Source organism: Flavobacterium sp. SH_e (assembly GCF_025717045.1).
Lineage (GTDB): Bacteria > Bacteroidota > Bacteroidia > Flavobacteriales > Flavobacteriaceae > Flavobacterium.
In genome coordinates this window covers 257,927-269,698 of record NZ_JAOVZN010000003.1, presented here as the reverse complement: position 1 = coordinate 269,698, position 11,772 = coordinate 257,927, and the positions used below count along the sequence as shown (strand labels likewise).

The 11,772-nt window shown below is 35.8% G+C and carries 7 protein-coding genes; 4 read left to right on the top strand and 3 right to left on the bottom strand.

Annotated features, from left to right (window positions below; translation table 11 throughout):
- Positions 1-33: 33 nt before the first annotated feature.
- Positions 34-1,710, bottom strand: coding sequence for a glycoside hydrolase family 28 protein (locus tag OD917_RS06100; protein WP_263522665.1), 1,677 nt, complete (start codon positions 1,708-1,710; stop codon positions 34-36).
- A gap of 431 nt (positions 1,711-2,141) precedes the next feature.
- On the opposite strand from OD917_RS06100, the gene OD917_RS06095 reads away from it, so the two are divergent.
- From OD917_RS06095 to OD917_RS06085, 3 genes are all read left to right on the top strand, one after another.
- Entirely contained in the window at positions 2,142-4,640 is a 2,499-nt protein-coding gene (locus tag OD917_RS06095) for a right-handed parallel beta-helix repeat-containing protein (protein ID WP_263522664.1), read from the top strand.
- A gap of 148 nt (positions 4,641-4,788) precedes the next feature.
- Positions 4,789-5,853 (top strand): Gfo/Idh/MocA family protein, encoded by a 1,065-nt coding sequence (locus OD917_RS06090; protein ID WP_263522663.1) that lies wholly within the window; start codon positions 4,789-4,791, stop codon positions 5,851-5,853.
- Entirely contained in the window at positions 5,850-7,430 is a 1,581-nt protein-coding gene (locus OD917_RS06085) for a sodium:solute symporter (RefSeq protein ID WP_263522662.1), read from the top strand. The genes OD917_RS06090 and OD917_RS06085 overlap by 4 nt, the downstream gene beginning before the upstream one ends.
- 192 nt (positions 7,431-7,622) lie before the next feature.
- Here OD917_RS06085 and OD917_RS06080 read toward each other — a convergent pair whose 3' ends face one another.
- Positions 7,623-8,993 (bottom strand): phosphatidylserine decarboxylase family protein, encoded by a 1,371-nt coding sequence (locus OD917_RS06080; protein ID WP_263522660.1) that lies wholly within the window; start codon positions 8,991-8,993, stop codon positions 7,623-7,625.
- Between the two features lie 309 nt (positions 8,994-9,302).
- Positions 9,303-10,517: an MFS transporter gene (locus OD917_RS06075; protein WP_263522659.1), complete on the bottom strand. Its 1,215-nt coding sequence runs from the start codon at positions 10,515-10,517 to the stop codon at positions 9,303-9,305.
- Positions 10,518-10,618: 101 nt separating this feature from the next.
- On the opposite strand from OD917_RS06075, the gene OD917_RS06070 reads away from it, so the two are divergent.
- A complete protein-coding gene (locus tag OD917_RS06070; protein WP_263522658.1) occupies positions 10,619-11,437 on the top strand; it encodes an AraC family transcriptional regulator in 819 nt (272 codons plus the stop codon).
- Positions 11,438-11,772 lie beyond the last annotated feature (335 nt).

The window sequence follows — 11,772 nt, the reverse complement described above, 5'->3', positions numbered from 1 at the left end:
GTTGAAACCACGGGCTATGTGTGAAAATTGGTTCTAGAATTTAACCGCTTTCTTAGGCACATTTTTATCAATAGTCGTAGTCTTCGAAAAATTGGCAGAAGAACCACTCAAATCAATATTCTTGCTCGCTTCACCATTAATTGTAATCGCATTTGATGAAGAAGGATTAAACTCGATATTTTTCAGCGAAAGGTTTTTAGTATTATAAATTTCGAAAGCATTTTTAGCTTCAATATCCAATTGTGCGTTGCTGATTTTAATTCCGTTAGCGTCAATAATAGAAAATCCTTTTTGTGCTTTAGCAATCAAGTTTGTGATTTCAATGTTTTCTAAATTCATTTCAGGAAGACCTTGTAAAAATACCGCTTGCTGAGCACCTTTAATCGTAATATTTTTGATCACAATATTTTTAAACTGAGGTGTTTCTTCGTTTACAGGAATTGCTTTTGTGCTAACTGTATTTCCACCTTCTGCTAAAGTCTCAGCAATAGATTTACCACCATAATACAAATCGAAAGAAATTGCTTGTGATGGAATATCAGTCATAAAAACATCTGAGATATAAATGTTTTCTACGACACCGCCGCGTCCGCGAGTACTTTTAAAACGAAGACCAACATCAGTTCCCATAAAAGTACAGTTGGAAACATGCAGGTTTTTTACGCCTCCAGACATTTCACTTCCAACCGTAACACCGCCGTGACCGTGATAAACAATATTATTTTTTACAATGATATTCTCGCAAGGAACACCTCTGTCGCGTCCGTCTTTATCTTTACCCGATTTAATACAGATGGCATCGTCACCTACATCAAAACTTGAATTTTCAATTACTACATTTTTACAAGATTCCACATCAAGTCCGTCACCATTTTGAGAAAACCACGGATTTCTAACGGTTATGTTTCGAACAATTAAATCTTCAATCAATAAAGGATGAATATTCCACGCAGGAGAATTTTGGAAAACAGGCCCGTCAAACATTACTCGTTTACTATTTTGAATGCTGACCAAAACAGGACGTAGAAAATCATGAATCGCTTCAAAATCTTCTTTCGTTTTCAAGTCAAGACGAATGTTCTGATCTGCTCCTTTAGCACCTTTTAAATATTGTTCAGAAGGATACCAGCTGTCCTTTTTTTCGTTTAAAACACCGCCAGAAGCGACAAATTTTTTCCATTGCTCGTCTGTCAGTTTGCTCTTTTTAACTTGTCGCCAAGCTTCGCCAGAACCGTCCCAAACGCCATTTCCAGTAAAAGCGATATTCTCTAAGTTTTTTCCATAAATAGGAGAGATGCAACGCCAAGTGTTTAAACCTTCGAAGCTGGTTTCTATAATTGGATATAAAGATTTGTCAGTAGAGAATTTAATCAAAGCGCCAGTTTGAGCATGCAGTTCTATATTGCTTTTTAGAATGATTGGACCAGTCAACCAGATTCCAGGTGGAATAATTAGTTTTCCACCGCCTTGTCTAGAAAGAAATTCAATCGCATCCGCAAAAGCTTTTGTATTTAAAGCATAACCGCCATTTACCGCTCCAAAGTCTTTTAAATTTACACTGTAATTCGGAATGACAGGTTCTTGTACTTCAGCCATTTTAAATTCAATGTTTTTATACGTGTCTACAGATTTTTGTGCCAAAACAGTATTGAAACTCAAAGCAAGAGAGGCGAGAGCTATACATAAAAGGTTAATTCGGTTAGTTTTCATTCTTATTCGTATTATAGTTAAAAGTCTTTCAGGGAAATCGATTTACTATTAAATCCTTTTTTATTCTGTGAATTTTTATTCAATAAATAAAATTACAGTTTTTTAATTTGAAATATTTAATGTAATCGATTACACAAATCTATTAAAAAAATAATATGAAATGACAGTTTTAGTGAGTTTATAACAGATTTTTTATGAATTTAACTTTTTTTAATTGGGAAATTAGAAGATAATTAAAAGCCGAATTTTCGAAATGAATGTCTTGAAGCCAATATTACAGGAGGGTACAGGATGCACGTAATTTTATATTCTTTTAAATTGTACCTGTTATTTGGTAAAAGTGTTAAAAATACAATTATTTGTAAAAATTATAGCGCTTTAAATAAATGCCTCGTAATTTTAGCTGAAGAAAAAAATCAATACTATAAATAATGCGTTTAATTCCTTTCAACAAATTACTGGTCGTTTTTTTGCTGGTATTCACAATTTCGGCAAGTGGAGCTGAAATCTGGGTTTCGCCATCAGGAAAAGATTCGAACCTCGGGACAAAATCTAGTCCGCTGGCAACGGTTCATATGGCAATGCGAAAAGCCAGAGAACTTCGCCGATTAAAAGATCCATCCATAAAAGACGGAATCCGAATTATAGTAATGAACGGAACGTATTATCTAAACGAACCTTTATTTGTTAGACCTGAAGATTCAGGAACTGCGGACAGCCCAACAACAATTGAAGCCGATGCAAATGCAAAACCAATTATAAGCGGTGGAATCGAAATTAAAAACTGGAAAAAATCGACAACTGTTATAAACGGACTGAAAAAAGGTTCGGTTTGGGTGGCAGATGCGCCTACAAAAGCGGGAATTTTAATTGATTTCAGACAATTATGGGTAAACGATAAAAAGGCTGTTAGAGCTAAAAATACGGCTGGAAACACAATGGAAAGAATCTTGTCTTGGGATCATGAATCACAGACTTGTTGGATTCCGTTTAAAGATAAATCGGTTAAGTTCGAACCTGGAATGGAAATGTTTATCGTACAATGGTGGTCGAATGCGAATCTTAGAATTAAAAATATTGAAGTTCAAAAAGACAGCGCCAGACTTTCGTTTGAAGAACCAGAAAGCCGTATTCAAAGCGAGCATCCGTGGCCAGCGCCGTGGATTTCGAAAAACAACGGAAATTCAGCTTATTTCTTAAACAATGCTTTTTCACTTTTAAATGAACCTGGCGAATGGTATTTGGATAAAAAAAATGCTAAAATCTATTACATTCCAAGAGCTGGCGAAGAGATTAATACGGCAAAAGTTACCGCTCCTGTTTTAGAAAACCTTTTAGAAGTAAAAGGAACAATCGATTCTCCTGTAAATCATTTTCAGTTTAAAGGAATTTCATTTCAGTACAGCAACTGGCTTCGTCCTTCACAACAAGGACATGTGCCGTTGCAGTCGGGGTTATATTTGTTAGACGCTTATAAATTGAAAGTTCCTGGAACGCCAAATCAGGCGAATTTAGAAAATCAGGCTTGGGTTGGAAGACCTCGTGCAGCGGTTGAAGTGAATTATGCGAATAATATTCAGTTTGAATCTTGTCGTTTTGAGCATTTGGCTTCGACTGGTTTAGATTTAAATAAAGGAACAAATCACAATACTGTAAAAGGAAATTTATTTAAAGATATTGGCGGAAGTGCCATTAACGTTGGGATTTTTTCTGAAGAAGCTTTTGAAGCGCATTTGCCTTTAATCATAAAAGACGAAAGAGAAATGTGTTCGAATGAAGTAATTGCTGATAATTTAATCACAAACGTAACCAATGAAGATTGGGGAACTTTGGGAATTAGCGCTGGTTTTGTTCGAAATATTACAATTGAGCATAACGAAATTTCAGATGTTTCCTATTCTGGAATGGCAATGGGCTGGGGTTGGACACACACGCCAAACGTGATGCAGAACAATAAAATTCTAGGAAATAAAATTCATCATTATGCGAAACATTTGCATGATGTAGCTGGAATTTATACGCTTTCGGCTCAGCCAGGAAGTCGAATCGAAGAAAACTATATCGACAAAGTGTATAACAGTCCATATGCGCACGATCCGTTTTTATGGCTGTATTTGTATACCGATGAAGGAAGCGAAGGTTTTACGATTAAAAACAACTGGATTGCCGAAAAGAAAATCCTGAAAAACCATAACGGTCCAAAAGGAAATATCTGGGAACACAACGATCCGTATGTAAGTTCTAAAATTAAAGATGCTGCAGGAATCAGAGCTCCTTACAAAGATTTAGAAAAAGAAGTCGTGATCGATGAAAAATGGGGATTGCAGGAAATGCCAAAGCCATATGCCATCGAATTGATAGGTTCTGATTTTGATATCGAAAAAATCAAATCGACTTTAACAGGATTCAGAATCGTTGGTCAGGAATTGTACCAATGGAAAAATCATTTAGTGATTTACGGAAAAATGAATCAGCCCGAAAGAACAAAACGAAAACTGGCAGGCGCTTTTCCTTCTTTAGAAATTAAAATCTATGAAGATTTAGTTTATGATTTCCAAAACTTCGAAAGATGTAAAGATTCGAAACCTGCATCAGACTGGGAAAATGTGGTTTTAACGGCGAATCTTCCTGCTGATGAAAAGTTGCAAAAAGAATATGTAGAGTATCATAAAACGCAATTCGAAAAATGGCCAGAAGTTGCGAAAGGTTTCTGTAATGCCGATTTCCAACAATTGCAGGTTTTCAAAAATGAAAGACAATTGATCTTAGTTATTAGTATTCCAAAAGGTGAAAATCTGGATAAATTAAACCCAAAAACAACTCAAAATAATCCGAGAGTAGACGATTGGAACGCCTTAATGAAAAAATACCAATCGGGAATTGAAGGCGCAAAACCAGATGAAACTTGGATTTTCTTAAAAAAAGTTTAGATTTAAGAATGAAGATTAACGATTGTTGATTTTAGATTTTTCTACATCAACAATCAAAAAAATAGATTTTAAATAAGAATATAAATTAACGAATGGTATTCACATCAGCAATCAAAAATCGTTAATCAACAATCAAAAATAATAAACCATGTTAAAAATAGCCATTCTAGGACTTGGAGAAGGACGAAGCACAATGTCGGCTGCAATAGAAAGTTCAAAACTAGAACTCGTTAAAATATGCGACCGAAACGAAGAATTGTGCAAACAGCGCGCAAAAGAATTCGATTTTCATTCGTACACAGCCAATTACGATGATTTGTTAAACGATGCATCAATTGATATTATCGCGATTTATACGCCAGATCATCTTCATGCACAGCATGTAAAACAAGCTTTGTTAAGTGGAAAACACGTTGTTTGTACAAAACCATTTATTGATGATCTTTCGGATGCAAAAGAATTATTAGAACTAAGTAAATCAACAGGAAAAAAAGTTTTCATTGGGCAAAGTTCACGTTTCTTCGAACCAGCCAAAAGACAAAGAGCTGATTACGAAGCAGGTTTAATAGGTGATTTGATAACAATTGAAGCGCAATACCACGCCGATCACAGATGGTTTTTAAAGAAAGAATGGTCATTATTACAATCATTTAAATGGCTTTACGGAGGTTTAAGTCACCCTGTAGATTTTATCAGATGGTATTTGCCGAATATTCAGGAAGTAATGGGTTACGGAATGATCAGCAGTAACGGACAAAATGCAGGTTTAAAGAATGAAGATACAATGCACTTTATCTTTAAAGCAACCGATGGAAGAATTGCTCGTGTAAGTGGTGTTTACACTTCGCCGACTCAGCCTGCGCAACGTGACAGCGGAATGAGCACAATTTTAAGAGCAACAGAAGGTGCAAGTCAGGCCGATTATCACGAATTACGCTATGCGATTACAGACAAAACTGGCGAAGAAAAAGTAATTACTTGGGGCGACAGCACGATTAAATATTATTTCCGTTTTGAAGGACAAAGTCATCATGGTGGAGAATATCAGAATTATTTAGAATATTTTGTAGATAGCATTGAGCAAGGTTTTGAAGCTTATCCAAACATGGAAGAAGGAATAGGAACTGTGGCTTTATTGCAAGCAATGGATAAATCTTTGCAAACTGGAATGCCGGTTAAAATTGCCGATATTCTTAACGAATACGGACTATGAACAGTATCTACGATAAATTAACCACACTCGATTTTGTCATTGTTGCGGGTTATCTGGTGGCTTTATTAGTCATTGGATATGTGGTGAGTATGAAGCAGAGAAAGAAAAACGAAACTCTTTTTCTTGCCGGAAACTCCTTAAATTGGTACAGTATCGGGTTTAATATGTGGGGAACAAATGTTGGACCTTCGTCATTATTGGCTTTTGCGAGTATTGGTTACGCTACGGGAATTGTAGCCGGAAATTTCGAATGGTATGCATTTGTATTTTTACTGCTTTTGGCAATGGTTTTTGCACCAAGATATATCGCCAGCAAAGTAAGTACAATGCCCGAATATATGGGGAAACGTTATGGCGATAGCACACAAAACATCTTGGCTTGGTACGCGTTAGTAAAAATATTAGTAAGCTGGCTGTCTTTAGGATTATTTAGCGGAGGCGTTTTAGTACGTCAGATTTTGGGAATTCCGATGTGGCAAAGCGTTACGGTTTTAGTGATTTTCTCTGGAATTTTTACGTTTGCGGGAGGATTAAAAGCGATTGCAAAAGTGAATGTTTTTCAAATGATTCTGCTGATTGTGGTTTCATTAACGCTTTCCTTTTTAGGTTTGCAAAAGTTAGGCGGAATCGATGTTTTAATTGCTAAAACTCCTTCTAACTTTTGGAATTTAGTCCGTCCTTCCGATGATGCGCATTATCCGTGGCCAGCAATTTTGTTAGGCTATCCTGTAGCTGCAGTTGCTTTTTTCTGTACCGATCAATCGATGGTGCAGAGTGTTTTGGGAGCTAAAAATCTGGAACAAGGACAACTGGGTGTGAACTTTATTGGATGGTTAAAAGTTATGGCTTTGCCGTTGTTTATTCTTCCTGGAATTTTGTGTTATGCATTATATCCAGAATTAGGAAGCAATTCAGATTTGGCTTATATGACAATGGTTACGAATCTTTTTCCAAGCGGAATGAATGGTTTGGTAATCTGTGTTATGATTGCGGTTTTGGTAGGAACAATTGGTTCGTCGTTAAATGCTTTAAGTACCGTTTTCACAAATGATATTTATGTAAAGAAAATTAACCCGACGGCGACGATTCAGGATCAGATTAAAATTGGCCGTTTAACAATTGCTGCTGGATGTGTTTTTGCGATTCTAATTGCCGTTGCGATTGACAATATTAAAGGGCAGAATTTATTCAATATTTTTCAGGCAGTTTTAGGTTTTCTTGCGCCTTCCTTATCTGTTGTCTTCCTTTTGAGTGTTTTCTGGAAACGTACCACTAAAAAAGCCGTAAATGCAACGTTATCTTGGGGTTCGGCTTTTAGTTTGTTTGTTGGGGTTTTATATTTATGGATTTTTCCAGCCGATAAATATCCCGTTTGGCCTCACTTTTTGTTGATTTCGTTTTACATTTTTGCCGTTTTAATGATTAGTGCAGTTATTATTTCTTTAACCGATAGAAATCCAGAAGTGAATGTTTCTGACGAAACGGATATTCCTAAAACTAGTAAAAAGGTGAAGCTTTTATTTGGTTTGTTGGGGTTGGTGATTTTGGTTTTGTATTTGGTTTTTAATGGGAATTAATAAATTCTAAGAATTTTAAACATAGCCCGTGGTTTCAACCGCAGGAAACGTTTTTTGATAAACGTAACGAAATATATCTTGTGTTCCAGTGGTTGAAACCACGGGCTATGTTTTAAAAAAAAAAATATAAAAAAAACACATAGCTTTTCAATCTAGAAAACTATGTGTTTTATTATGAAAATAAAATGCGTTTTAAAGCACTTTAGCTATTTGTGTGTTTACACGAATGTTGTTAGGAGCGTCCAAACCTGGTGTTTCGTAAGTGGTGAACTCTAAATTTACACCTGGTCTAAAAAGCAGACAGTGTGTTGAGCCTCCAAAATGAAACATACCCAATTCGTCACCTTTTTTTACAACGTCGCCGGTTTTTACTGTTATTTGACAGCTAGAAACCTCTGCCATACCCACAGGTATTACACACATAAGTCCAATTTCTGGATTATCTGCTTGAATAAATATAACAGCTCTTGTGGCAACTGCTGTTAAAAAGGGCTGTGAATTGTTGGGCGCACTAGAATCGGCTCCTGCTGGATTATAGAAGCCTTGATATAGATTTTCTAAATAATAAGAACCGTTTACAATAGCTGTTTTGACGATTGTACCGTTTACAGGACTGTGCCAACGGTGGTAGCTCAAAGCACTTAAAAAGGCCTGATAAACTGTTCCTCCATCAAATTGAGGAGCTAATTCATCAAAATTCATCATATTTTCTAACGAATAAGGCTGCCCTTTTAACCAAAATTGATCTGACAATGACGCATTAAATGCTACTTGTAAGGGTGCCGATTCGCAGGCGTTTACAATAATCGAATCATCATTAGGCCCAGTAACAGGGCGTACATTTTGGCAAAACAATCTTGTGAAAAAATCGTCCCAGCTTTTAAAGCCATAATATGTATCTGAAGGATCTGATTGGAAAACATCAGAAAATGTTGCATTTGGTGGGATTGGATTTGGTTCTAAACCTAATGCACCTTGGGCAACTTGCATCATTTCTGACTGTGCCACCTCGCTTAACCACGCAATTACGTTTTCTGAAGGATCATTTTCTATCAAAACATATCGAGAATCTTCTGTAACCAAAAAATTTGACCAGTAGTTTAATATTTTTTTTAATTGCTGATTGACCAAAGCGTTTGAAAAAACATCATAACCAAAATTGGTAGCCATTGGCCAGGCCAAAAGGGCATTAATAGGGAATCCAATCATACCCGCAGGCGATTGACTTCCAGGAGCACCAGTTTGGTAAGCTTCTGGAGCAGTTTGCATGATTCCGTTGAGTAAAACAAGGAAATCCTCAAAAGTCATAGGTTCTGGTTCCCAAATTAAGGGAGTCTGTTGTTTTAAAAAATATGCTTCTGCAAACATTCCCTGCACATTTGCATACAAAACAGGATCTGAATACACCAGATTTTGAAATTCGGAAATTTCAGGAATGAGCGGTGTTGGATTTTTTTGAGTTAATTTCTTGATTTTTAAAATCCAATCTTCAATAATTTGTGGGCTTTGTGGTAACCAGCCTCCCAATAATTGTTTAGCTTTGATAAATTCTGTTGTTTCCATAGTCTTTTAGGTTAAATTCATAACGAAGGTATTTTAGAAAACAATTCAGAAATTTTAATTTGTTACAAGAGCTTATTTTGGTGTTACAAGAGCCTGTTTTTATGTTATAAGATTCTCTATTTCTTATAGGAAACTAAAACTTTTGGTAAATGAAAATTTTCATTAAAGCAAATAATGAAATTGAATAATTTTAAAAATAAAAAAACACACATAAATTCAACTGAACGCAATGTGTGTTTTAATAAATGAAACTACCTTTTTCTGACAATGCAAATTATTATGTTTCTACATGTTTAGAAAAGATTAAAATTATTTCTCAGCCTTTTTTCTCCCTTCAATATTAGGCAAGAACCCCGTAATAACTCCAATCAAAGGCAGAAACGCACAAATCTTAAATACATATTCAATACTCGTAGCATCGGCAATTTTTCCTAAAACAGCAGAACCCAATCCGCCCATTCCGAAAGCAAATCCGAAGAAAAGACCCGCTACAAGTCCGACTTTTCCAGGCATTAATTCAGTTGCGTAAACTAAGATTGCAGAAAAAGCAGAAGAAAGAATCAATCCGATGATTACAGATAAAGTTCCAACCCAAAAAAGAGAAACATAAGGAAGCATTAACGTAAACGGAGCAACGCCTAAAATAGAAACCCAGATTACATATTTGCGTCCGAAACGGTCACCAATTGGACCTCCAATTAAAGTTCCTGCTGCAACAGCTCCAGAAAACAAGAATAAATAGACTTGTGACTGCTGAATCGAAATATGGAATTTATCAATCAAAAAGAAAGTATAATAACTCGTAATACTGCTCATGTAGAAGTATTTAGAGAAAATCAAAACCAATAGAATTACAAGAGAAGCAATTACACGGTTTTTTGATAAATGATGCGTTTCAATTTTATGAGCCGATTTATTCGCGTTTCTTTCAGACAAATGTTCGGTGTACCAAATCGCAATTTTGTACAAAGCAAAAACGCCAACCAAAGCAATAATACAGAACCAAGCCACATAACTTTGTCCATGCGGAATTACAATAAACGCAGCTAACAAAGGACCAATGGCACTTCCGGCATTTCCGCCCAATTGAAAAATAGATTGCGCCAAACCTCTTTTTCCGCCCGAAGCCAAATGCGCCACACGAGAAGATTCAGGATGGAAAATCGAAGATCCGATTCCAATTAAACTTACCGATAGTAATAGGTAAATAAAGTTAGAAGCAATAGAAACCATAAAAAGTCCGACCATTGTAAAACACATTCCAATAATCAGCGAATACGGTTTAGAATTTTTATCCGTATACATTCCCACAAAAGGCTGAAGGATAGAAGCTACGATTTGGTAGGTAAACGTGATGATTCCGATTTGAGAGAAACTTAAGTTAAAGTTTTCTTTCAACAGCGGATAAATTGACGGCACTACGGCCTGTAAAAGGTCATTGACTAAATGAGAAAAACTGATAATAAAAAGTATCGAATACGTAGTTTTTTTAACTATGTCAGGATTTGCTTTAATAGTGTTCATGGGTTATTTTTTGATTCTTAATTTAGGTTTAAAAACAACAGCTGTATTATTTTTTACAAAATTGAAACAAATAACAATGTCAAAATTGCTATATTTGGACAATGAATAACCAGATTCGGACATATAGAATGGCGCAGGAGCATGGATACAGAGAAGATCCATCGATTCCTGTTATTGGTTATACCGAAATGGTAACCAACGAAATGTGCATTTCGCACTCGCACCCAAGAGGACAATTGATTTATGCAACTCGTGGCGTAATGAACGTTGTAGTGGGCAATCATATCTGGGTTGTGAATCCGCTGCAGGGATTGTGGCTTCCGGGTGGAGTGGAGCATCAGGTTACTTTTCAGAAAGACGTTAATTACTACAGCGTTTTTATCGATCCATCAGCAATGTCGGGATTGCCAGAGAAAAGTTTTTCATTTGATATTCCGATGTTTTTAAAGCAATTGGTTTTCAAAATTATCTCTTTTGGAGTAGATGGGAATTTAACGCCTCCACAACATAGAATCATATCGGTTTTTCTGGACGAATTGGCTTTAATAGAACCAAGCGCCACTTTTCTGCCTACAACCAATCACGAAAGACTGCAAAAAGTAGTCGAACTAATAATGGAGGATATTGCCAGCAAAAACACCATTGATTATTACGCAGAGCTTTCGTTTATGAGTAGTAGAACTTTATCACGTTTATTCATCAAAGAATTGGGAATGAATTTCAGCGACTGGCGAACTCGTTTAAAATTACTTGAAGCCATAAAACGTTTGGGTGAAAAACAATCCATAAAAGAAATCGCTTTTAATTTAGGCTACGAAAACACTAGTGCTTTTATTTATATGTTCAAAAAACATTTGGGAAAAACGCCTTCTAATTATATTTTGGAAGATGAAAATGAATCTGATAGAATGATTGCTTAGTTTTTGAGTGTAAATTGAACGCGGATGAGACGGATTTACTTCGTAAAGACGCGGATTTAGACGGATTTTTTCTTTTAGTTATCCATAATAACACATCTTTGTGATTTCTCCTTACAGTCGAAATGACAAAAAAGGGTTAAATAATTAAAATCCGCTTTCATCTGCGTCTTCGCGATAGCGAATCTGCCTTATCCGTGTCCCATAAAAATTGTAACATCATTTTTTTTAGTACTAAAAAAGTGATAAGCCGTAATTTTTCCCTTAAAAAATTATAAAAAGCATTGTTTTTTATGAAATAGCAGGATAGTGCAGGGTGTGAAATGTGATGAGAACAC

Excerpts from the sequence above, each read along its gene's own strand:
- OD917_RS06100 (WP_263522665.1), bottom strand. The coding sequence starts at position 1,710 with ATGAAAACTAACCGAATTAACCTTTTATGTATAGCTCTCGCCTCTCTT.
- OD917_RS06095 (WP_263522664.1), top strand. The coding sequence starts at position 2,142 with ATGCGTTTAATTCCTTTCAACAAATTACTGGTCGTTTTTTTGCTGGTA.
- OD917_RS06090 (WP_263522663.1), top strand. The coding sequence starts at position 4,789 with ATGTTAAAAATAGCCATTCTAGGACTTGGAGAAGGACGAAGCACAATG.
- OD917_RS06085 (WP_263522662.1), top strand. The coding sequence starts at position 5,850 with ATGAACAGTATCTACGATAAATTAACCACACTCGATTTTGTCATTGTT.
- OD917_RS06080 (WP_263522660.1), bottom strand. The coding sequence starts at position 8,993 with ATGGAAACAACAGAATTTATCAAAGCTAAACAATTATTGGGAGGCTGG.
- OD917_RS06075 (WP_263522659.1), bottom strand. The coding sequence starts at position 10,517 with ATGAACACTATTAAAGCAAATCCTGACATAGTTAAAAAAACTACGTAT.
- OD917_RS06070 (WP_263522658.1), top strand. The coding sequence starts at position 10,619 with ATGAATAACCAGATTCGGACATATAGAATGGCGCAGGAGCATGGATAC.